General features: G+C 72.1%; 23 protein-coding genes and 1 tRNA gene. 17 read left to right on the forward strand and 7 right to left on the reverse strand.

Going from position 1 to position 19,447, the window contains the following annotated elements; genetic code table 11:
• Nucleotides 1-35: 35 nt before the first annotated feature.
• From cpcA to KBZ08_RS08160, 4 genes are all read left to right on the forward strand, one after another.
• Nucleotides 36-524 (forward strand): phycocyanin subunit alpha, encoded by a 489-nt coding sequence (gene cpcA / locus KBZ08_RS08145; RefSeq protein WP_015109240.1) that lies wholly within the window; start codon nucleotides 36-38, stop codon nucleotides 522-524.
• A gap of 116 nt (nucleotides 525-640) precedes the next feature.
• Entirely contained in the window at nucleotides 641-1,462 is an 822-nt protein-coding gene (locus KBZ08_RS08150) for a HEAT repeat domain-containing protein (RefSeq protein ID WP_254972368.1), read from the forward strand.
• On the forward strand, nucleotides 1,462-2,124 hold the full coding sequence (locus KBZ08_RS08155) for a HEAT repeat domain-containing protein (protein ID WP_106221914.1): 663 nt from the start codon (nucleotides 1,462-1,464) through the stop codon (nucleotides 2,122-2,124). The genes KBZ08_RS08150 and KBZ08_RS08155 overlap by 1 nt, the downstream gene beginning before the upstream one ends.
• Nucleotides 2,121-2,627: a low molecular weight protein-tyrosine-phosphatase gene (locus KBZ08_RS08160; RefSeq protein WP_254972369.1), complete on the forward strand. Its 507-nt coding sequence runs from the start codon at nucleotides 2,121-2,123 to the stop codon at nucleotides 2,625-2,627. The genes KBZ08_RS08155 and KBZ08_RS08160 overlap by 4 nt, the downstream gene beginning before the upstream one ends.
• Here the strand turns inward: KBZ08_RS08160 and KBZ08_RS08165 are convergent.
• Complete coding sequence (locus KBZ08_RS08165) at nucleotides 2,624-4,201, reverse strand: bifunctional pantoate--beta-alanine ligase/(d)CMP kinase (RefSeq protein WP_254972370.1); 1,578 nt, start codon at nucleotides 4,199-4,201, stop codon at nucleotides 2,624-2,626. The genes KBZ08_RS08160 and KBZ08_RS08165 overlap by 4 nt on opposite strands.
• Nucleotides 4,202-4,280: 79 nt before the next feature.
• Entirely contained in the window at nucleotides 4,281-4,775 is a 495-nt protein-coding gene (locus tag KBZ08_RS08170) for a septal ring lytic transglycosylase RlpA family protein (RefSeq protein ID WP_159820169.1), read from the reverse strand.
• Nucleotides 4,776-5,211: 436 nt separating this feature from the next.
• Between KBZ08_RS08170 and purM the strand changes: the two genes are divergently transcribed.
• Together purM and KBZ08_RS08180 are read left to right on the forward strand one after the other, a co-directional pair.
• A complete protein-coding gene (gene purM / locus KBZ08_RS08175; RefSeq protein ID WP_254972371.1) occupies nucleotides 5,212-6,246 on the forward strand; it encodes a phosphoribosylformylglycinamidine cyclo-ligase in 1,035 nt (344 codons plus the stop codon).
• Nucleotides 6,247-6,342: 96 nt separating this feature from the next.
• Nucleotides 6,343-7,005, forward strand: coding sequence for a hypothetical protein (locus KBZ08_RS08180; RefSeq protein WP_254972372.1), 663 nt, complete (start codon nucleotides 6,343-6,345; stop codon nucleotides 7,003-7,005).
• A gap of 5 nt (nucleotides 7,006-7,010) precedes the next feature.
• Here the strand turns inward: KBZ08_RS08180 and KBZ08_RS08185 are convergent, their stop codons facing one another.
• Nucleotides 7,011-8,006, reverse strand: coding sequence for an aldo/keto reductase (locus KBZ08_RS08185; RefSeq protein WP_254972373.1), 996 nt, complete (start codon nucleotides 8,004-8,006; stop codon nucleotides 7,011-7,013).
• A gap of 63 nt (nucleotides 8,007-8,069) precedes the next feature.
• Between KBZ08_RS08185 and KBZ08_RS08190 the strand changes: the two genes are divergently transcribed.
• From KBZ08_RS08190 to KBZ08_RS08200, 3 genes are all read left to right on the forward strand, one after another.
• Nucleotides 8,070-8,252 (forward strand): hypothetical protein, encoded by a 183-nt coding sequence (locus tag KBZ08_RS08190; RefSeq protein ID WP_254972374.1) that lies wholly within the window; start codon nucleotides 8,070-8,072, stop codon nucleotides 8,250-8,252.
• Nucleotides 8,249-8,779 carry a hypothetical protein gene (locus tag KBZ08_RS08195; protein ID WP_254972375.1) on the forward strand — a complete coding sequence of 177 codons (531 nt, stop codon included), beginning with the start codon at nucleotides 8,249-8,251 and terminating at the stop codon, nucleotides 8,777-8,779. Before KBZ08_RS08190 ends, KBZ08_RS08195 begins: the two co-directional genes overlap by 4 nt.
• A 274-nt stretch (nucleotides 8,780-9,053) precedes the next feature.
• The gene (locus KBZ08_RS08200; protein ID WP_254972376.1) at nucleotides 9,054-9,692 is read left to right on the forward strand and encodes a trans-aconitate 2-methyltransferase; all 639 of its coding nucleotides are present in this window, start codon (nucleotides 9,054-9,056) and stop codon (nucleotides 9,690-9,692) included.
• Nucleotides 9,693-9,756: 64 nt separating this feature from the next.
• On the opposite strand, the gene KBZ08_RS08205 is transcribed toward KBZ08_RS08200, so the two are convergent.
• Both KBZ08_RS08205 and KBZ08_RS08210 read right to left on the reverse strand, forming a co-directional pair.
• The gene (locus KBZ08_RS08205) at nucleotides 9,757-9,942 is read right to left on the reverse strand and encodes a hypothetical protein (RefSeq protein WP_146134626.1); all 186 of its coding nucleotides are present in this window, start codon (nucleotides 9,940-9,942) and stop codon (nucleotides 9,757-9,759) included.
• Nucleotides 9,943-10,049: 107 nt separating this feature from the next.
• Nucleotides 10,050-10,120 (reverse strand) — tRNA-Cys (locus tag KBZ08_RS08210).
• A 44-nt stretch (nucleotides 10,121-10,164) separates the two neighbouring features.
• On the opposite strand from KBZ08_RS08210, the gene KBZ08_RS08215 reads away from it, so the two are divergent.
• Nucleotides 10,165-11,415: a lipid-A-disaccharide synthase-related protein gene (locus KBZ08_RS08215; protein ID WP_254972377.1), complete on the forward strand. Its 1,251-nt coding sequence runs from the start codon at nucleotides 10,165-10,167 to the stop codon at nucleotides 11,413-11,415.
• Nucleotides 11,416-11,455: 40 nt separating this feature from the next.
• Nucleotides 11,456-11,713, forward strand: coding sequence for a hypothetical protein (locus KBZ08_RS08220; protein ID WP_106221892.1), 258 nt, complete (start codon nucleotides 11,456-11,458; stop codon nucleotides 11,711-11,713).
• Between the two features lie 37 nt (nucleotides 11,714-11,750).
• Here KBZ08_RS08220 and KBZ08_RS08225 read toward each other — a convergent pair whose 3' ends face one another.
• Nucleotides 11,751-12,416, reverse strand: a complete 666-nt coding sequence (locus KBZ08_RS08225) for a ribonuclease D (protein WP_106221890.1) — start codon at nucleotides 12,414-12,416, stop codon at nucleotides 11,751-11,753.
• Between the two features lie 92 nt (nucleotides 12,417-12,508).
• On the opposite strand from KBZ08_RS08225, the gene KBZ08_RS08230 reads away from it, so the two are divergent.
• Together KBZ08_RS08230 and KBZ08_RS08235 are read left to right on the forward strand one after the other, a co-directional pair.
• Entirely contained in the window at nucleotides 12,509-13,060 is a 552-nt protein-coding gene (locus tag KBZ08_RS08230) for a cofactor assembly of complex C subunit B (protein WP_106222001.1), read from the forward strand.
• A 4-nt stretch (nucleotides 13,061-13,064) separates the two neighbouring features.
• The gene (locus tag KBZ08_RS08235) at nucleotides 13,065-13,940 is read left to right on the forward strand and encodes a dehydrogenase (RefSeq protein ID WP_254972378.1); all 876 of its coding nucleotides are present in this window, start codon (nucleotides 13,065-13,067) and stop codon (nucleotides 13,938-13,940) included.
• Here the strand turns inward: KBZ08_RS08235 and hemF are convergent.
• Nucleotides 13,867-14,892, reverse strand: a complete 1,026-nt coding sequence (gene hemF / locus KBZ08_RS08240) for an oxygen-dependent coproporphyrinogen oxidase (protein ID WP_106221886.1) — start codon at nucleotides 14,890-14,892, stop codon at nucleotides 13,867-13,869. The two genes, KBZ08_RS08235 and hemF, sit on opposite strands and share 74 nt — an antisense overlap.
• A gap of 184 nt (nucleotides 14,893-15,076) precedes the next feature.
• On the opposite strand from hemF, the gene KBZ08_RS08245 reads away from it, so the two are divergent.
• From KBZ08_RS08245 to KBZ08_RS08260, 4 genes are all read left to right on the forward strand, one after another.
• Complete coding sequence (locus KBZ08_RS08245; RefSeq protein ID WP_254972379.1) at nucleotides 15,077-16,183, forward strand: Mrp/NBP35 family ATP-binding protein; 1,107 nt, start codon at nucleotides 15,077-15,079, stop codon at nucleotides 16,181-16,183.
• Between the two features lie 4 nt (nucleotides 16,184-16,187).
• Complete coding sequence (gene rodA / locus KBZ08_RS08250; RefSeq protein ID WP_106221883.1) at nucleotides 16,188-17,456, forward strand: rod shape-determining protein RodA; 1,269 nt, start codon at nucleotides 16,188-16,190, stop codon at nucleotides 17,454-17,456.
• Nucleotides 17,447-18,865, forward strand: a complete 1,419-nt coding sequence (locus KBZ08_RS08255; RefSeq protein ID WP_254972380.1) for a sensor histidine kinase KdpD — start codon at nucleotides 17,447-17,449, stop codon at nucleotides 18,863-18,865. The genes rodA and KBZ08_RS08255 overlap by 10 nt, the downstream gene beginning before the upstream one ends.
• 103 nt (nucleotides 18,866-18,968) lie before the next feature.
• Nucleotides 18,969-19,400 (forward strand): photosystem I reaction center subunit II PsaD, encoded by a 432-nt coding sequence (locus KBZ08_RS08260; RefSeq protein WP_015109263.1) that lies wholly within the window; start codon nucleotides 18,969-18,971, stop codon nucleotides 19,398-19,400.
• The last annotated feature ends 47 nt before the right edge of the window (nucleotides 19,401-19,447 follow it).

A 19,447-nucleotide genomic window follows, 5' to 3' on the forward strand; every position in this document is an offset into this window, starting at 1 on the left:
ATCTTCCGGTTCACCTTCTCTCTAACCACCTTCAAATGAAGACTCCCCTCACCGAGGCCGTCGCTGCCGCTGATTCCCAGGGCCGCTTCCTCTCCAACACCGAGCTCAACGCCGCCTTCGGCCGCTTCGAGCGCGCCAAGAACGCCCTGGAAGCTGCCAAGGCCCTCACCGCCAACGCCGACTCCCTGGTGAACGGCGCCGCCCAGGCCGTCTACAACAAGTTCCCCTACACCACCCAGATGCAGGGGAGCAACTACGCCTCCGACGCCCGCGGCAAGGCCAAGTGTGCCCGTGACATCGGCTACTACCTCCGCATGGTCACCTACTGCCTGGTCGCCGGTGGCACCGGCCCCATGGATGAGTACCTCGTGGCCGGTCTCGACGAGATCAACCGCACCTTCGAGCTCTCCCCCTCCTGGTACGTCGAAGCCCTGACCTACATCAAGGCCAACCACGGCGTCTCCGGCGATGCCGGCGTCATCGCCAACAACTACATCGATTACGCCATCAGCGCTCTCGTCTGAGCTCTCGCGGCCATCGTTGTTCCGGGTCCCCTTCGGGGGACCTTTTTTTCTGGCCGGAGTCCCGCCGGCCCCGGGGATGGCAGCATTCCCCGAGTCCCTCGCACCTGCGCAGAACCATGGCCGGTGACGGCGAACCGATCAGCGAAGCCGAGGCGCTTGAGCAGCTTCGCCAGACCGACGACCAGTCCCGTCAGTACTACGCGGCCTGGTGGCTGGGGCGCATGCGCAGCCGGCACCCGGAGGCCGTGCCCCTGCTGCTGGCTGCCCTCACCCAGCGACAGCCGCGGGATCCGGGTGCCGGCGTCGAGCACAACGCCGTGGCCCGCAACGCGGCCCGGGCCCTGGGCAAGATCGCCGATGCGCGGGCCATCCCTGAGCTGCTGGCCGTGCTCGACGACGCCGACGACGGCCTGCGGGAGGCCGCGGCCCGCTCCCTCGGCGAGCTTCGGGCGACGGCAGCGGTGCCCCTGCTGACCCGCCGGCTGGCCAGCGGCCCCGCCGTCGCCGGGGCCTGCCGCGACGACAGCCCCCGGCTGCAGGAACCCTGCGAAGCGATGCTGGAGGCCCTGGGGGCGATTGGGGAGGCCCGGGAGGAGGTGCTGGCGGTGATCCGCCCCTTCACCGCCCACGAGCGGCCCCTGGTCCGCAGCGCCGCCTGCCGCGCCCTGCTGCAACTCACCGGCGAAACGGTCTGGGCCGACGAGCTGCTCGGCCTGCTGCAGCATCCCCAGCTGCAGGTGCGCCGCGCGGCCCTGATGGATCTGGGGGCGGTGGGATGGCGACCCGCCCTGGAGCCGATCCGACGCACCTTCGCCGAAAACAGCCTCAAGCTGATCGCCCTGCGGGGGCTGGTGGAACAGGGCCGCAGCAGTGCCAGCGGCGGCGAGGCGGACAGCGATGATGAGGCCCTCCTGATGGCGATGGACGCGCTGCTGTGATGACGGCCGGAAGCGGACATTCCCAGCGCGCCGCCGATCGGATCCGGGCTTTCGAGCAGGCCGGCAGCGCCGAGGCGCTGGTGGCGGCCACCCGGCGGCTGACCGACTGCGACGACCCCCTGGCCACCGTGCCCCAGCTGGTGCAGGTGCTGGGGTTCAACAATCCCGGTGCCGCCGTCGCCGCCGTGGACGGCCTGATCGCGATCGGCCCGGCGGCTGTCGGGCCCCTGCTGGCCAATCTGGATGCCCACAACTACGGCGCCAGGGCCTGGGCCGTCCGGGCCCTGGCGGGCATCGGCGACCCTCGCGGCCTCGAGGTGCTCGAGGACGCCCTGGGCACGGACGTCGGCCCCAGCGTGCGCCGGGCCGCCGCCAGGGGCCTGGGGGCCCTGCGGCTGGAGAGCCTCGCCGAGCAGGAGCGGGAAGGGATCCGACTGCGCTGCCTGGAGGCCCTCGAAGCGGGCCGCAGCGACGGCGAATGGGTCGTGCGCTATGCCGTAGCGGTGGGCTTCGAGGGCCTGGCGCTGCCGCTTGCGCCGCCCCATCCCCACCGCCAACGGGCCGTGGCGGGCCTCAGCCAGCTCCTGCAGCCGGAGCAGGAGGAGACTCTGGTGGTGCGCCTGCGGGCCGGTGTGGCTCTGAAGCGACTGGACTGCCGATGACCTCCCCTGATCCGACCGCCATCCTGTTCGTCTGCCTCGGCAACATCTGCCGCTCCCCGGCCGCCGAGGGGGTCTTCCTGCACCTGATCGCCCGCCAGGGGCTGGAGCAGGCCTTCACGGTGGACTCCGCCGGCACCGGTGACTGGCACGTGGGCCGCCCCGCCGACGCCCGCATGCGCAGCGCCGCGGCCCGCCGGGGCATCGTCCTGCCCAGCCGGGCCCGCCAGATCACGGCCGACGACCTGAACCGCTTCGACCACGTGCTGACGATGGACCGGCAGAACCTGGAGGCGGTGCGCGGCCTCGCCGGGTCTGGGGAGGCCGCGGCCCGCATCGGCCCGCTCACCCGCTACTGCCGCCGTTATAGCGTCGAGGAGGTGCCCGACCCCTACTACGGCGGCCAGGAGGGCTTCGACCGGGTGCTGGACCTGCTGGAGGACGCCTGCGGGGGCCTGCTGGAGGCCCTCTTGGCCGACCAGGGCCCCGGCCGGAGCCGCCGCTAGGGGGTCTCGGAATCGTGCAGGGGGGAGGGGCCCCGCCAGGCGTCCTCCGGCACCCGCTCGCGGAACAGGTCGACCAGGCGCTGGATCACGGCGTCGATGGCCAGGCCGTCGGTGACCAGCTCCACGGCATCGTCCGCCTGGCGCAGGGGGGCCTCGGCGCGGCTGGAATCACGGTGATCCCGCTCGGCGATCTGGGCCTCCAGTTCCGCCAGGGCCGGCACGTCGAAGCCGCGCTGGGCCAGATCCGCCGCCCGGCGGCGGGCCCGCTCCGCCACCGTGGCCGTGAGGAACACCTTGCATTCGGCCTCCGGGAAGACGGCGGTGCCGATGTCGCGGCCCTCCGCCACCAGGCCGCCCCGCCGGCCCATGGCCTGCTGCTGGCGGGTGAGGGCCGCCCGCACGCAGGCGTGGGCGGCCACGGTGGAGACCTGGGCGGTGACCTCGGGCCCCCGGATCGCCGCACTGACCTCATGGCCGTTGACCCGCACCCGCTGCTCCCCGGCGGCGTCGGTCTCCAGCCGCAGGTCGAGGTCGTCGAGAAGGGGGGCGATCGCGGTGGGGTCGGCCGGGTCCACGCCCCGGTGCAGCACCCACCAGGTCAGGGCCCGGTACATGGCGCCCGTATCCAGATAAACAAGCCCCAGGCGGCGGGCGAAGGCCCGGGTCACCGTGCTCTTGCCCGCCCCGGCGGGGCCATCGATGGCGACGATCGGCGGACGGTTCATCAGAAAGATGTGGTCGATCAGGCGGGTGCTGCCGCAGCGGGCGGCGGCGGCGAGCAGGGAGATCCCGGTGGCGGCGGGCACCGGAGCCAGGGTAAGGGGATGGACGAGCTGCACATACTCGACACCGAGCCCCGCCGCCTTCAGGGCCCCGCTCACCGCCGCTGTCAGCGCTTCGGCGCTGCCGCTACCGCCGCGCCAGAGCGTCAGCGCCGCCTGCAGGGCGGCCGGCAGGGCCGCCGCCTGGCCACGTTCCGCGGCGCTGAGGTAGCGATGGCGGGAACTGCAGGCGAGTCCATCGGCCTCCCGCACGGTGGCGCACCCCTGGACCGTCACCGGAAGGGCCAGATCGTTGACGACACGGCGCAGGATCGTGAGCTGCTGCCAGTCCTTCTCCCCGAGCAGGAGGCGATCGGGCCGCACCAGGGCCAGCAGGCGGCAGACGACGGTGGCGACCCCCTCGAAATGGCCGGGGCGTCGGGGGCCGCACAGGGAACGGCGCAGGCCGGCCGGGGGGACCACGGCGGTGAGCTCCGCCTCGCCGCCGGGGAACAGTTCCGCCACGGAGGGGGCGAAGAGGGCATCGGCCCCCGCCGCGGCCCCGAGGGCCGCATCGGCGGCCAGATCGCGGGGATAGCGGGCGAAATCCTCGGACGGCCCGAACTGGAGCGGATTGACGAACACGCTGAGCAGCACCGCGGGCCGGCCCGCGGGGACGGCCGCGGACGCCCGCCGCAGCAGCTGCTGATGGCCCTCGTGCAGGCTGCCCATGGTGGGCACGAAGTGGAGCGGCCGCCCGGCCTGGCCGCGGCGCCAGTCGCTCAGGTCGGCCAGGGTCTGCAGCAATCGCACCGGCACAAAGCAAAAGCCCACCCGCCAGATTGGCGGATGGGCCGGACTCAGAGCTGCGGGCTGGCGCCGGCTTGAGGGATCAGGGCAGGACTTCCAGCTTCACGTCAGCGATGCCGCTGGCGGTGAGGCCGAGCTCCTGGGCGGCACCGTGGGCCAGATCGATCACCCGCCGGCCATGGAAGGGGCCGCGATCATTGATGCGCACCACGGCCGAACGGCCGTTCCAGAGGTTGGTGACGCGCACCATGGTGCCGAAGGGGAGGGTGCGGTGGGCGGCGGTGAGGGTGCCGGGGCGAAGCACCTCCCCACTGGCGGTGCGGTTGCCGAAGAAGCCGGGGCCATACCAGCTGGCCTGGCCGGTGGTGACCCGACCGGCGGAAGCGATCAGATTGCTGGCCGTGGGAACGGGGCGGATCTCGTCGACGAAGCGCTCCCAGTCGGAGGGGAAGTCGGCGGGGCGAATGGCAACGGAACTCCCTGGCGCCTGCGTGGCAGTAAGGGAGCCGGCCTGGGCCGGGGCGATGCTGCTGGTGAAGAGGAGGGCGGCGGTGCCCAGGAGTTGAGTGACTCGCATGACAGGCGGAAATCACCGGCGGAGCAGGGAAACGAGGACAGGGACGTCTTCGGAGACTGCATTCGGACGCTGACGACAACCGGAACCAGAAGCGGTGTTGGCTGTGGTGAACGGAACCGAATTGGCCTGGTGAATTCCTTACAGGAAATGACAACCCCGGAAAACTATCCGAAGTCCGCAGGGCCCCAATGGACCCCGGAAGGCCCCCTGGATCGATCAGTTTTCTTCATCTTTGCCACCCTTCCAGGCGTCCACTGGCCTGACTGGCCCATCGGCGCTACCGAAACATCAGCGGATTTGATTGCTCCCATAAGCCCCGGCGATGGGAGCATGGGCCAATCGCGGGATCGTCCACGTCCAGGGCCCCTCCGGCGCCTCCCCAGCCCCCCGCGGCCCCGTGCCGATGCAGGATCGGTGCAGCGCTGACCCTTGCCCCATGGACTATCGCTCTGCCGGCGTGGACGTGGTCGCCGGCCGCGCCTTTGTGGAACGGATCCGGGACAGCGTCGAGACGACCCGACGGCCGGAGGTGCTGGGCGGACTGGGGGGCTTCGGCGGGCTCTGCCGGCTGCCGGCCGGGATGAAGCGTCCGCTGCTGGTGGCGGGAACCGACGGAGTGGGCACCAAGCTCGAACTGGCCCAGGCCCACGGGGCCCACCACGGGGTGGGCATCGATCTGGTGGCGATGTGCGTCAACGACGTGATCACCAGCGGCGCCGAGCCCCTCTTCTTCCTTGATTACATCGCCACCGGCAAGCTCGGCCCCGAAGCCATGGCCGAGGTGGTGGAGGGCATCGCCGATGGCTGCCGCCAGAGCGGCTGTGCCCTGCTGGGGGGCGAGACGGCGGAGATGCCGGGCTTCTACGGCGAAGGCCGCTACGACCTGGCCGGGTTCTGCGTGGCGGTGGTGGAGGAGGAGGACAGGATCGACGGTGCCCGGGTGGGGGCCGGCGACCGGATCGTCGCCGTGGCCAGCAGCGGCGTCCACAGCAATGGCTTCAGCCTGGTGCGGCGCATCCTCGAGGCCGAAGCCGTCGATGCCGGCACGCCGCTGCCGGCCACCGGCCAGGGGCTGATCGACGCCCTGCTCACCCCCACCTTTCTCTATGCCGCCCTGGTGAAGGAGCTGCGTCGCTCCGGGCTGCCTCTGCACGCCATGGCCCACATCACCGGCGGCGGCCTGCCGGAGAACCTGCCCCGCTGCCTGCCGCCGGGGGTCCACGCCGTGGTGGACCCCGGCAGCTGGGAGCGCCCGCCCCTGTTCCGCTGGCTGCAGGAGAAGGGAGAGGTGCCGGAGGCCGACCTCTGGAACACCTTCAATCTCGGGGTCGGCTTCTGTCTGGTGGTGCCACCGGTGGCCCTGCCCGCCGTCCTCGACCTCTGCCGCTCCTCGGGCCACCAGGCCTGGGAGCTGGGTGTCGTCGCCGCGGGCGACCCGGGGGACCCCCCCCTGGCCGGATTGCCGCACTGAGGCGACACCGGCCCGGATGCACCGCTTTCCCTAAGGTCATCAGCGTCTTTGCCGACACGACCAGGCCCCCTTCCGCTCCGACGAGTTCGTTGCCCGATGTTCGATACGTCCAGACGCATCACGCGCCGCCGCAGTTCCGCCGGCCCGATTCCGCCCCAGCGCCCCCAGCAGCCCCGCCCCCGCCTGCGCGATGGCGGGGCGCCGGTGCAGCGGGAAGGCTCGGGCGGCCAGCGCCCCACCTTCCTGACCCTGAGGGACCACGGCAAGGTCTATGTGGCCGACCTGCCGCGCCTGTCCGACGGCCAGCTCACCCATATCCATAAGGAGGCCCAGGACGTCTTCGACAGCCTCAACCGCCGCCTTCAGGAGCTGGAGGACCAGACCTTCCTGAGCGAGTCCGACCAGGACACCCGGATCCGGGCGACCACCAAGCGGGACATCACCCAGCGGTTCCTCAACTCGATCGCCCAGGAACAGGAGCTGCGGCGTTCCAACCCGGCCCTGCGGGCGGCGGCGGGCGAATCCCTGGCCCGCGCCTTCCTTGAGCTGGCCCGCCATCGGCTGCCCGGCTCCACCTTCGACTCCCTGCTGCAGGAGGCCCTCAGCGCCTGCGGTCCCGGTGAGGACGGCGCCCTCAGCGGCGAAACGGCCGATCCCCAGGTGGTGCGGCTCCTTCAGCGGGCCGAGGCCCCCCAGCCGCGGCCGGCGGCCCTGCCGGTGGTGTTGAGTCCCGACCCGGCCGACGCCCTCAGCGCCTGAGGCCTTCAGTCGCTCTGGAAGGGGTTGGCCGGCATGCGCACCTCGCCACGCAGCGCCACCCGGTCCAGATCCTGCCGCTCCTCTTCCGCCAGGCACCAGGCGGCGGCCGCCGCCGCCGCTTCCGCCTGATCGGGGCGGCGCAGCCCCACCAGGGGCAGGGCGCCATGGGCCCGGCACCAGTTGATCGCCACGGCCGCCATCGGGGCGTCGTGGGCGCGGGCGATCCGCTCCATGGTCTGCAGCAGGGGCTGGATGCGGGGCCCCAGCCTTCGGAACAGCAGGCCCCGGGGTCCCGCCGGCCGCGCCGCCCGGGCCTCCCCGGGGGGCTGGGCCAGCAGCCCCAGGGCCAGGGGGCTGTAGGCCAGCAGCTCGATGCCCAGCTCCCGGCAGACGGGCGCCACCCCCTGCGCCCCGAGGGCGTCGGGGGCCAGCAGGGACAGCTGCACCTGCAGGCTGGCCAGACGCAGGCCGCGCCGGGCCAGCTGGTCGTGCACCCGGCGCAGGCGGCGCGGCCCCAGGTTGGAGACCCCCAGGCTGCCCACCCGGCCCCGGGCCACCAGATCCGCCAGTCCCTCCAGCAGCGCGCCCTCCTGCCAGGGGGCATAGCGGGCCGTGCTCCAGTGCAGCTGCACCCGGTCCAGATGGCCCCTCAGCCGCCCCAGGGACGCCTCGAAGGCCGCGTCGAACCCCCGTCGGCCCAGGCGCCAGGGGAACGGGGCCAGCTTGGTGGCCACGGTCAGACGCTGGCGCGGGGCTGGCGGCAGGGCGGCGACGAAGTCGCCCAGAAGCGACTCGCTGCGCCCCCCATAACGGCCGGTGCCATAGGAATCGGCCGTATCGAAGAACGTCAGACCCAGGTCCACCGCACGGCGGAAACAGGCGGCCAGGGTGTCGTCCTGGGAGGGGTCGTAGCCCCAGAGGATCTGGTTGCCCCAGGCCCAGGTGCCGACCCCGACCCCGGGGACGACTGACGGCGGTGGAGCGGGCAGGATGTCGGCCATGGCGATCACGCGCGTCCCGGTCCGTTGCCATGATCGACCCGACTCTCCCACCGGGGACCCGCGATGACCATCCCTCCGGGCGTCGGGCCGGCCTCCGCCCCGATCCAGCCCATCGCCGCGGCGCCTGCCGCCGCGGCTACCCCCCCTGGCCCCGCCGCCGACCCGGTGCTCTGCCACCACTGCGGCCGGACCGCCGGCAACGGGATCAGCTGCCAGGGCATCTGCGTCGCCGATTCGGGCTATTGACGCTCCCGCCGGGCCCGGCGGCCCTGGCGGGGCTGAGCCTGCTGCTGGCCCTGGGCATCCTCTCGGCACCCCTGGGGGCCCAGGGGCTGTCGGGCGACGATTTCGGCCGCTGGGAAAGGCCCCTGCGCCGCTGCAGCGTCATCACCCCCTCCGGCGCGGTCCCGACGCCGACCCCGGCCAGCTGCCGCCTGCTGCGGCTGGACCAGCAGATGGAGGGTCTGCTCAGTGTCCGGTTCCTGGAGCCGGGTGGCGACACCTCCTTTCTCGATCGCCAGCTGGTCTTCGCCGGGGTGCTGGCGGAAGGTTCCGCCGCCATGGCCTGTGAGCGGAGCCGCTGCGAGCCGCGCTGGCCGGTGCGGCTGCGGGTCAGCGCCGTGGGGCAGGCGGGATACGGTGACGGGGAGGCCGCCCTCGGGCTGACCAGGGCCGAGCTGGCCAGCGGCCAGTGCCTGCTCGACGACCGCGCCTTTCGCTGCGAGGCCACCGGCCCGGATGGTCGGCAGTGGCGGGTGGACGCCGCCCCCTGAGCGGGCCGGAGACGGGACGGGATGGCCAGGAGAGAAAGGGGGGAGGCGGAGATGACGATCGGCAACGAAGGCCACAGACAGCACCCCACTCTTCAGATTCTCTTTATGATTGATCCGTTCGGCAGATGGCCATGCCCCCATCCACGTCTCTGCTGGCCCTGGTGGGCGTCGTGGGCTTCGCCATCATCTCGCTGCTCATGGGCGTTCTTCCCTGAGCCGTCACGACGGGACGACCGAACGCCGCCGCTAGGGTGCCGACGATCCGCCCGCCGGCATGTCGACCAAAGACGCCTTCACCCGCATCTACCAACGTGACACCTGGGGCGGTGGCTCGGGACAGGGGTCCAGGCCGGAGTTCAACGGCGAATACATCGCCACCCTGCAGCGCTTTCTGCAGCTCAACGACATCGGCAGCGTCGTTGATTTCGGGTGTGGCGACTGGCAGTTCTCCCGCCTGATCCACTGGGGGGACATCACCTACACGGGGGTCGACATCGTCGATTCGGTGGTGGCCGCCAACCGCGAACGCCACGCCAGCGACACGGTTCACTTCCAGCTGTTCGACGACCTCGCCAGCCTCCCCCCCGCCGATCTGATCCTGGTCAAGGATGTGCTGCAGCACCTTCCCAACCAACTGGTGCGGGATTATCTCGACCATTTCAAGAGCAAGTACCGCTGGCTGATCATCACCAACGACGATCTGCCCCAGTCGAACCTCAATCAGGAAATCGACGCGGGGGCGTGGCGGCCGCTGCGCCTGGATCTTCCGCCCTTCGAGGAACATTGCTCCACCCTGGCCCAGTGGGTGGTGCTCACGGAATCCTCCATGAGTCTGCACAGGAAACGGGCGGAACTGCTGCTCGGGCGGGGACCTCGACGCCCCCCCGGCCGGCCGGACGATCAGACCCGCTGAAGATCCGACGGGTGAATGATCAGTGGTCGGGTCGGAGAACGGTGGGCCGACCACCACGAATCTTTCACCAGTTGCCGACCCGTTTGAGCGCGGTGTAGTACTCGATGATGGCATCCTCCAGAATGGCCCTGGGGGTGGAAGGCAGCTGAATTCTTTCGCGATAGGCCTGGATCTTTTCAATCATCTCCAGACATTCCTCGCTGAGAAGCGCCACGAACGGATCCGGCTCTTCCGGGGAATTGGCTGCCACCGCAGTCCTCATTCGGCATGTCCGGTGCAGTCTGCCACCGATGGGCGGTCACCGTGCCGGAGCCTTCCCTGCGGGGGGAGCGGCCAGGGAACCCCCGGTTGTTGCAGAGGCGGCACCCAGATTCGAACTGGGGATAAAGGATTTGCAATCCTCTGCCTTACCACTTGGCCATGCCGCCTGCCGGGGAGCAAACTCCCCGCAGCGGATCGTATCAGCCATGGCATGTCCTCCCCCCGTCTGCTGGTTCTGAGCAACGGCCATGGGGAGGACCTGATCGCCCTGCGGCTGATCGAGGCCCTCAGGCGGCAGGCCCCCGGGCTGGAGGTCGATGTGCTGCCGCTGGTGGGGGTCGGCCAGGCCTACGCCGGCGCCGAGGCGGCCGGGGAGCTGCGGCGGGTCGGACCGCGGCAGCCGCTGCCCAGCGGCGGCTTCAGCAACCAGAGCCTGCGGGGACTGCTGGGCGATCTGGCCGCCGGGTTGCCGCTGCTGAGCTGGCGCCAGTGGCGGATCGTGCGGCGCTGGGGCCGGCAGGGCCTGCCGATCCTGGGGGTGGGCGACCTGCTGCCCCTGCTGCTGGCCTGGGCCGGCGGCGGCCCCTACGGCTTCCTCGGCACCCCGAAGAGCGACCACACCTGGGCCTCACCGGCTCCGGCCGGCTGGGGCCGCTCCCCCCTGGCCGATGGCTACCACCGGGCCAAGGGCAGCGAATGGGATCCCTGGGAATGGGCCCTGATGGGCCACCGCCGCTGCCGGCTGGTGGCGGTGCGGGATCGCCTCACCGCCCGGGGGCTGCGGCGCCACGGGGTGCCGGCCGTCGCCCCGGGCAATCCGATGATGGATGGCTTCCCCCCCGCCCCGCCGCTGCCCGCCTGGCTGCAGGGGCGGCGCCGGCTGCTGCTGCTGCCCGGCAGTCGCCTGCCCGAGGCCCTCGGCAACCTGCGCGGCCTGCTGGAGGCCCTGCCGCCGGTCGAAGGGTGCCCAGCGATGAGCGTGCTGCTGGCCACCGGCTCCCGTCCCGGCGCCGCCGAGCTGGCCGCCTCCCTGACGGCGGCGGGCTTCATCCCCGGCCCGCCGCCGGAGGGCTCGGGGGCCGCGGCCCTCTGGCGGCGCGGCCCGCTGGAGCTGTTGGTGGGCCCGGGCCGGTTCGGGGCCTGGGCGCCGCTGGCGGAGCTGGGGCTCGCCACCGCCGGCACCGCCACCGAGCAGCTGGTGGGGCTGGGGGTGCCGGCCCTGTCACTGCCGGGGCCAGGGCCCCAGTTCAAGGCCGGCTTCGCCCGCCGCCAGAGCCGGCTCCTGGGGGGAGCGGTGCAGCCCTGCCATGGCCCAGCCGAGCTGCGGGCCCGGCTGCTTGCCCTTCTCGAGGACGACCCGGAGCGGGCCCGGCTGGGCCGCATCGGCCGGCGCCGGATGGGACCGGCCGGCGGCAGCGAGCGGCTGGCGGCGCTGATCCGGGAGCGGCTGCTGCCGGGGTAGGGGGATGATGGGGCCGACTGCCCCCTTGTCTCCCGCACCGATGCCCGGCATCCCCGACCGCAGCTTCAACGCCGCCTGCGGTCATCTGGCCACAACGCTGGGCATCAGCCTGGCGGCGGCCCGCCGGCGGGTGGAGATCCTGGCCGCCAAGGAAGGGCTCCGGGACACGGCCGGCAAGCTGGCCCTGGCGGAGCGGCTGCTGGAGGAAACCAGGGCCAGTGGCCTCGACCGGGGCCAGCTGTTCGACGGCCAGCTGCGCTCGGTGGGGGAGGACGACCTGTTCATGATCGAGGACTGAGCGCCGCGGCAGGCGAGCCCAGCCGGCTCGCCCTGACTCAGTGCTCGAACACCTGGTTGAACCGCTGCCGGTCGAGCGCGGAGAAGACGGGCACGCAGGCGAAGCAGCGGCGGGCCAGCTCCCAGCGCTCCTCGCGACGCAGCATCACCTCCAGCCGGTCCCGGGCGGCCAGCAGCCAGCGCACGTCGCCGGCGGCATAGGCCAGCTGGGTGTCGCTGAGCTCCTCCACCCGGCCCCAGTCGGAACTCTGGGCCTGCTTGTCGAGCTCCACCCCCACCAGCTCGTTGACCACGTCCTTGAGGCCATGGCGCGGGGCGTAGGTGCGGGCCAGGCGGCTGGCCACCTTGGTGCAGAAGACGGGGTCCACGGCGATGCCGAGGTTCTCCGCCAAGGCCGCCACATCGAAGCGGGCGAAGTGGAACACCTTCTCGATGGCCGGGTTCTCGCAGAGGGCCTTCAGCCGCGGCGCCTGCGTCTGGCCCCGAGCGACCCGAATGCAGCAGACGTTGTCGTCGTCGTCGCAGATCTGGACCAGACAGAGGCGGTCACGCCCATGGACCAGCCCCATGGCCTCGGTGTCGATCGCCAGGGCCCGGGCCTGGCCGAACAGCTCGCCCCAGGCGGCGTCGAGGTCGTGGTCAAAGACGGCGAAACGGGCCGGCGGACCGGGGCTGGCACTGCCGCTGGAGGGGGTCTGGGCCATGGGGGAGCAGGGGGGTGGCGGCCATCGTCGCCCACGGCGGCCGCCGACCGGGCCGGTCGGGCCAGAATGCGGGCCCGACCGGCCGCGCCGCCATGCCCACCCTGGGTTCCACCCTCCTGCTCACCCTGCTGATGGCGATCGGCCTGGTGTTCTTTCTGAGGGCCGCCAGCAAGGACCGCACCACGGTGGTGGACGTGCACTCGCCCCAGCCCCCGGTGCAGGTGCTCGAGGGCCTCTCCGACTGGCTCACCGCCCGGGGCTGGCGGACCGAGGCCGGCGATCCCGAGCGCCAGCTGCTGCGCTTCCGCGGCCAGGTGCGCTCCAGCCTGGCCCTGGCCCTGCTGCTCTCGCTGCTGGGCAGCGTCGGGGCCGCCTGCCTGGGCCTGGTTCTGCGCCAGGTGCTGCCCTCCCTCGGCTGGTGGCCCCTGCTGCTGGCCCTGGTGGGGCCGCTGGCCGGGGTGATCTATCGCCGCCGGGCCGCCAGGCCCGAGAGCCTGGAGCTGCGCCTGATCAGCGGCGACAGCGACGGCGGCAGCACCCTGCGCCTGCGCGCCCACCGCGACGAACTGATCGCCATCGAGCGGGAACTGGGCCCCGGGCTCCAGCTGGCCAGCGACGGCTCCCTGCTGTCCTCGCCGATCTGAGCCGATGGGTTCCCTTCTCCCGTCCTGGCTGCTGGGGCCGGCCCTGCTGATCGGCAGCCTCGGCCCCCTGGCGCCCCTGGCCCTCGCCGCCGAAGCGTCCGTGCCGGCCAGCCCGATCCAGGCGCCGGCGCTGGCCGGCTTCGATCCGATCACCGGTCCGCGCAGCCGCCTGGGCCGGGACTGGATCGGCACCCGTCCCGTCGCTCCGGACACCCCGATCCTGGTGCTGGCCGGCCATGCCGATTCCCAGGGGATGAACGGCGCCGGCACCAGCGGCGCCGCGGTGGCCGCCGGGGCGCCGCCGATGTACCCAGGCATCAGCGACGAGCTCTACTGGAACATGGTCGTCGCGGAGGCCGTGGTGACCCTGGGCCAGCAGCGGGGGCTGCGCATCAGCTCCTACCGCCCCCCCTTCCGCACGATCCCGGATGGCAACCACCCCAGCACCAACTGGAGCGTGGGCCGGCAGCACGCCGCCAGCGGCGGCTATGCCCTGGAGATCCACTTCGACGCCTGGGGCCCCGACGGCATCGGATCCGGGTTGATCCCACCCCTGCACCGCCCCTTCAGCTCCCTCGACGAAAGCCTGGCCGCGGCCTTCGGCGGCTTCCCCATGGCCTTCCGCGGCGGCCTCGGGGGACCCAGGCGCGGCATCGCCCTGCTGGAGGTGGGCAAGCTGGAGGGTCCACTGGAGCGCTCGCTGCGCAACCCGGCCACCCGCACCGACACCGTGATGGCCATCGCCGAACGGATCGTGACGGCCCTCGAGGTGGGCCTGGGCCGCAGCCCGACCACCGCCATGCCCCTCAGCCCACCGCCTGGTGGGGTCGGCAGCGCTCCTCCAGGGAAGGGTCTTCAAGCCAGTTCTGCGGACGAGTGAACAGCTCGGTCAGCAGGGCCTCGCGGCTGCCGGCTGCCGCCGTGTAGCCGTACTCCCAGCGCACCAGGGGCGGCAGCGACATCAGGATCGATTCGGTGCGGCCGTTGGTCTGCAGGCCGAAGATGGTGCCCCGGTCGAACACCAGGTTGAACTCCACGTAGCGGCCGCGGCGGTAGAGCTGGAACTGGCGCTCCACCTCGCCCCAGGGGATCTCCTGGCGGCGCTCCACGATCGGCACGTAGCTCGGCAGGAAGGCGTTGCCGCAGGCCGAGGCCAGGGCGAACAGCTGCTCCCAGTTCTGGTGGAGCGGTCCGACGGCCGCGCTGGCCGCCGCCGCCGGCCCCTCGGGGTCGCCCCCCTTGTAGAGCACCCCGCCGGGGTCCTGGTAGTCGTAGAAGATGCCGCCCACGCCCCGGGTCTCGCCCCGGTGCTTCAGAAAGAAGTACTCGTCGCACCAGGGCTTGAACACCGAGTAATAGGCCGGATCCACCCCGTCGCAGGCCCCCTTGAGGGTGCGGTGGAAGTGGCGGGCGTCCTCCAGGAACGGGTAGTAGGGGGTGAGGTCGGCGCCGCCGCCGAACCACCACACCGGCCCCGCCTCGAAATAGCGGTAGTTGAGGTGGACGGTGGGCACGTAGGGGTTACGGGGATGCAGCACCATCGAGGTGCCGGTGGCGAACCAGCGGTGGCCCTCCGCCTCGGGGCGCTGGGAGAGGATCGAGGGGGGCAGCCGCTCGCCCTCCACCTCGGAGAAGTTGACGCCGCCCTGCTCGAAGACGCGGCCGTCCTTCATCACCCGGGAGCGGCCACCGCCGCCCTCCGGCCGCTCCCAGCTCTGCTCCTCGAAGTCGGCCCCGCCATCGAGGCTGGCAAGACCCGCGCAGATCGAATCCTGCAGGCCCATCAGCAGGGCCTTGGCGCGGCTGCGGGAATCGGCAGGTGGCATCTCCATGGAACGGCAGCGCGGCGGACGCGGAACATCCGCACACCTTTTCAGCCCGTCGGGGGGTCCCACAAGGGTTCGAGAGCGTCTGTCACGGGCTGGGGAAGGGGCCGCAGGGCCACCGCAGGAGCCCCCGCCCGGCCCGAAGGGCCGCCCCTAGGATCGCCGTCCACCCCGACTCTGCCGCCGCCGCATGGCCAGCGCCGACAAGCTCCTCGAGGCCCTGCAGCCGCTCCGCGACGCCGGCAGTGGCCGCAGCCTGCTGGAGCTGGGCTGGATCAGCGACCTGCGCCAGCAGGGCAGCCGGGCGGTGTTCCGGCTGGCTCTGCCCGGCTTCGCCAACAGCCAGCGGGAGCGCATCGCCGCCGAGGCCCGCAGTGCCCTGCTGGCGGTGGAGGGGATCAACGACGTTCAGATCGAACTGGCCCAGCCCGCTGCCGCCCCCTCCTCCGGCCCGATCGGTGCCGCCGGCCACGGCCCCGGCGGGCCCCAGCTGCCGGAGCGGCAGGGGATCCCCGGCGTGCGCCAGGTGATCGCCGTCAGCAGCGGCAAGGGGGGCGTGGGCAAGAGCACGGTGGCCGTGAACCTGGCCTGTGCCCTGGCCGCCTCCGGCCTGCGGGTTGGCCTGCTCGACGCCGACATCTACGGACCCAATGCGCCCACCATGCTCGGGGTGGCCGACCGCAGCCCCCAGGTGTCGGGCAGCGGCAACGACCAGGTGCTGGAGCCGATCGAGACCTGCGGCATCGTCATGGTGTCGATGGGTCTGCTGATCCAGGAGAACCAGCCGGTGGTGTGGCGAGGGCCGATGCTCAACGGCATCATCCGCCAGTTCCTCTATCAGGTGAACTGGGGCGAACGGGACGTGCTGGTGGTGGATCTGCCCCCCGGCACCGGTGACGCCCAGCTCACCCTGGCCCAGGCGGTGCCCATGGCGGGCGCGGTGATCGTCACCACCCCCCAGCTGGTGTCGCTGCAGGACGCCCGCCGCGGCCTGGCGATGTTCCTGCAGATGGGCGTGCCGGTGCTCGGGGTGGTGGAGAACATGACCGCCTTCATTCCCCCGGATCTGCCCGATCGCCGCTATCCCCTGTTCGGCAGCGGTGGCGGCCAGCGGCTGGCCGAGGAGGCGGGCGTGCCCCTGCTGGCCCAGCTGCCCATGGAGATGCCCGTGCTGGAGGGCGGGGAGCGGGGCCGGCCGGTGGTGCTCTCAGCACCCGACTCGGCCAGCGGCCGCGCCTTCACCGAGCTGGCCGAGCGGCTGAGCGCCAGCTGCTCGCTCAGCCCGGCGCTCGCCTGAAGCGATGGCGGTTCTCAGCCCCCGGCGCGGTGGGTTCGCCGCCAAGGGGGCCAAGCGGCGCGGCCCCGGCTTCGATCCCCTCCTCTGGGGCATCCCCATCGCCCTGACGCTGCTGGCGGGGATCCTGATCGCCAGCACCCAGCGCCAGCAGGCCACCACCGACTGGTACCAGCACTGGGTCACCGCAGCGGTGGGCCTGGTGGTGGCGCTGCTGCTGGCCCGGGTGCCCCTGGAGCGCATCGCCCGCTTCCAGTGGCCGATCTACATCCTGATGGTGGCGAGCCTGATCGCGGTGCGGGTGATCGGGGTCAGCGCCCTCGGGGCCCAGAGCTGGATCAACATCGGGGGCTTCTATGTGCAGCCCTCGGAGTTCGCCAAGGTGGCGGCGATCCTGCTGCTGGCGGGGGTGCTCTCCAAGTACCCGGTGGAGCGGCCGATCGATCTGCTGCGGCCGGTGGCCATGATCAGCGTGCCGTGGCTGCTGGTCTTCGTGCAGCCGGATCTGGGCACCTCGCTGGTGTTCGGGGCGGTGCTGCTGGTGATGCTGTTCTGGTCGGGCATGCCCGCCACCTGGCTGCTGCTGCTGCTCTCGCCCCTGTTCACGGCGATCATGGCCGGCACCATGCCCTGGCTGCTGCTGGGCTGGATCCCGCTGATGGGCTGGGTGGCGTGGCGGGCCCTGCCCTGGAAAGCGGTGGGGCTTTCCCTGGTGCTGGCCGTCCAGGGGCTGTTCGCCGTGGGAACGCCCTGGCTCTGGGAGCACGGGCTGCGCCCGCACCAGCGGGCCCGGCTCACCCTGTTCCTCGATCCGGCCCAGGATCCCCTCGGGGGCGGCTACCACCTGCTGCAGAGCACCGTCGGCATCGGCTCCGGCCAGCTCTGGGGCACCGGCCTGATGAACGGCTCCCTCACCAAGCTGCGCTTCATCCCTGAGCAGCACACCGATTTCATCTTCAGTGCCCTGGGGGAGGAAACCGGTTTCATCGGCTCGATGCTGGTGGTGGTGGGCTTCGTGGTGCTGATCTGGCGCCTGCTGCAGATCGCCGGCCAGGCGTCCAGCGACTACGAATCCCTCGTGGTTGTGGGAATCGGCGCCATGCTGATGTTTCAGGTGGTGGTGAACATCAACATGACCATCGGCCTGGGACCCATCACCGGCATTCCGCTGCCCTTCCTGAGCTACGGACGCTCGGCCATGCTCGTCAACTGCATCAGCCTCGGGCTCTGCGCCTCCGTGGCCCGGCGCAGCCGCAGCCTGCGGCGATGGTGGTGAGCCTGGGGGACCTGCGCCGCCTGCTGGCGGCCGGTGTCCCGGCCGGGCGGGGGGACGAGGACAGCGTGCGGCGCCAGTGGTGGGCCGCCCTGGCCACGCTGCAGGCGGATCTGCTCGGAGCCGTTCCTCCCCAGCCGGGGGTGTGGCTGGCGGCCCCCCTGCCGGCCCTCTACGAACCCTCCCTGCTGGAGTGGCTCGACGGCTGGGTCTGGACCCCCGCCGAGGTGGGCAACCTCATGCCCCCGGGGCTGCCGCTGCTGCCGGGGATGGCGCCCCTGCCGCCCCCCCACGGCACGCCCCCCCGGGGAACGGCCGGCCGGCCGGGGGGTTTCCAGCGCCTGAGTCTGCGGGAGGAGGACGGCACCGATCCGCTGCTGGTGCTGATCACCCCGGTGCTGCAGGTGGCCCTGGCCCTCGACGGCCCCCCCCAGGAGCGCCGGCTGGTGGCGCGCTTCGACGCCCCGGTCCTGTCGGCGGCCCTGGAGCTGCTCGATCGCCGCCTGGCCCAGGACGATCCGGTCGCGGGCCTGGGGCTGCGCCGCCGCCTGCAGCTGCTGGGCCCGCTCAGCAACGATCCCGATCTGGGCAGCCGCTTCTGGCCCCTGCTGGCCCAGCGCCTGGCCGCCATGGCCCCCAGTGTCACCCTGCAGCCGCTGGTGCATGGGGAAAAACGCAGCGAGGGCAGCGACGCCGGCAGAAGTGACGCCGTGAGCAGCGAACTGGCCCTGCTCGAGGCCCTCACCCATGAGGTGCGCACCCCGCTGGCCACGATCCGCACCCTGATCCGCTCCCTGCTGCGCCGCACCGACCTGCCGGCGGTGGTGCGGCAGCGGCTGGAGCAGATCGACGGGGAATGCAGCGAACAGATCGACCGCTTCGGCCTGATCTTCCTGGCGGCGGAACTGCAGCGCCAGCCCGGCAGCGGCCAGCCCCTGAGCGACAGCGAACTGGCCCGCACCGACCTCAGCCGGCTGCTGGTCCAGCTGGAGGAGCTCTGGCAGCGGCAGCTGGGCCGCCGCGACCTGCGGCTGGTGCTCGAAATTGCTGCCGACCTGCCGCCGGTGATGAGCGATCCCAGCCGGCTCGAGACCATGCTCGGCGGCCTGATGGACCGGTTCAGCCGCAGCCTCCCCAGCGGCAGCGAAGTGCGGCTGCGGCTTCTGCCGGCGGGGTCGCGGCTGAAGCTCCAGCTCAGCAGCGACGACCCCGAAAGCCGCGAGGTTGACGCCCTGGCGGCCGCCGTGCCCACCCCGGTGGGGCCGGTGCTGAGCTGGAACCCGGAGACCGGCAGCCTGCAGCTCAGCCGCCAGGCCACCCAGAGGCTCTTCCACCGCCTGGGGGGGCGGCTCACCGAACGGGGCGGCAGCAACCTGACCGTGTTCTTCCCGACCGCCGAGCGCAGCGGCTGAGGTGGCCGCGGCCGGGTTTGTTGACGGGTGTGAAGAGTCCGCCGGGGGCGCCCGGAAGGCCAAAAACACGGTGCTAGTTTCCGCCTGAAACGGTCTGCGAGCCATGCCTGATACGGCCCTCCACGGTCAACTTCCGAAGTCCATCGGCAGCACCGGTGGCCTGCTGAACTCGGCGGAGACCGAGGAGAAGTACGCCATCACCTGGAGCAGCACCAAGGCCCAGGCGTTCGAGCTCCCCACCGGCGGCGCCGCGGAGATGCACGAAGGCGACAACCTCATGTACTTCGCCCGCAAGGAGCAGTGCCTGGCCCTCGGCACCCAGCTGCGCACCAAGTTCAAGCCCCGGATCGAGGACTACAAGATCTACCGGATCTACCCCGGCGGCGACACCGAATTCCTGCACCCCAAGGACGGCGTCTTCCCCGAGAAGGTCAACGAAGGCCGTCCCATGGTGGGCCACACCCCCCGCAGCATCGGCGCCAACCCCAACCCCGCCAGCCTCAAGTTCAGCGGCAAGGCCACCCACGAAGCCTGAGCCAGGCCGGCCAGCACCTATAACGGCGGGGCCGGGAGCCCCGTTTT

It is taken from the genome of Cyanobium sp. Candia 9D4 (assembly GCF_024346155.1).
GTDB lineage: Bacteria > Cyanobacteriota > Cyanobacteriia > PCC-6307 > Cyanobiaceae > Cyanobium > Cyanobium minutissimum.

Coding starts and splice junctions, on each gene's coding strand:
- KBZ08_RS08190 (WP_254972374.1), top strand. CDS start 8,070: ATGACCATCCCTCCGGGCGTCGGGCCGGCCTCCGCCCCGATCCAGCCC.
- KBZ08_RS08170 (WP_159820169.1), bottom strand. CDS start 4,775: ATGCGAGTCACTCAACTCCTGGGCACCGCCGCCCTCCTCTTCACCAGC.
- KBZ08_RS08200 (WP_254972376.1), top strand. CDS start 9,054: ATGTCGACCAAAGACGCCTTCACCCGCATCTACCAACGTGACACCTGG.
- KBZ08_RS08245 (WP_254972379.1), top strand. CDS start 15,077: ATGGCCAGCGCCGACAAGCTCCTCGAGGCCCTGCAGCCGCTCCGCGAC.
- KBZ08_RS08215 (WP_254972377.1), top strand. CDS start 10,165: ATGTCCTCCCCCCGTCTGCTGGTTCTGAGCAACGGCCATGGGGAGGAC.
- KBZ08_RS08260 (WP_015109263.1), top strand. CDS start 18,969: ATGCCTGATACGGCCCTCCACGGTCAACTTCCGAAGTCCATCGGCAGC.
- KBZ08_RS08180 (WP_254972372.1), top strand. CDS start 6,343: ATGTTCGATACGTCCAGACGCATCACGCGCCGCCGCAGTTCCGCCGGC.
- hemF (WP_106221886.1), bottom strand. CDS start 14,892: ATGGAGATGCCACCTGCCGATTCCCGCAGCCGCGCCAAGGCCCTGCTG.
- KBZ08_RS08160 (WP_254972369.1), top strand. CDS start 2,121: ATGACCTCCCCTGATCCGACCGCCATCCTGTTCGTCTGCCTCGGCAAC.
- purM (WP_254972371.1), top strand. CDS start 5,212: ATGGACTATCGCTCTGCCGGCGTGGACGTGGTCGCCGGCCGCGCCTTT.
- cpcA (WP_015109240.1), top strand. CDS start 36: ATGAAGACTCCCCTCACCGAGGCCGTCGCTGCCGCTGATTCCCAGGGC.
- KBZ08_RS08255 (WP_254972380.1), top strand. CDS start 17,447: ATGGTGGTGAGCCTGGGGGACCTGCGCCGCCTGCTGGCGGCCGGTGTC.
- KBZ08_RS08230 (WP_106222001.1), top strand. CDS start 12,509: ATGCCCACCCTGGGTTCCACCCTCCTGCTCACCCTGCTGATGGCGATC.
- KBZ08_RS08185 (WP_254972373.1), bottom strand. CDS start 8,006: ATGGCCGACATCCTGCCCGCTCCACCGCCGTCAGTCGTCCCCGGGGTC.
- KBZ08_RS08225 (WP_106221890.1), bottom strand. CDS start 12,416: ATGGCCCAGACCCCCTCCAGCGGCAGTGCCAGCCCCGGTCCGCCGGCC.
- KBZ08_RS08150 (WP_254972368.1), top strand. CDS start 641: ATGGCCGGTGACGGCGAACCGATCAGCGAAGCCGAGGCGCTTGAGCAG.
- rodA (WP_106221883.1), top strand. CDS start 16,188: ATGGCGGTTCTCAGCCCCCGGCGCGGTGGGTTCGCCGCCAAGGGGGCC.
- KBZ08_RS08235 (WP_254972378.1), top strand. CDS start 13,065: ATGGGTTCCCTTCTCCCGTCCTGGCTGCTGGGGCCGGCCCTGCTGATC.
- KBZ08_RS08220 (WP_106221892.1), top strand. CDS start 11,456: ATGCCCGGCATCCCCGACCGCAGCTTCAACGCCGCCTGCGGTCATCTG.
- KBZ08_RS08155 (WP_106221914.1), top strand. CDS start 1,462: ATGACGGCCGGAAGCGGACATTCCCAGCGCGCCGCCGATCGGATCCGG.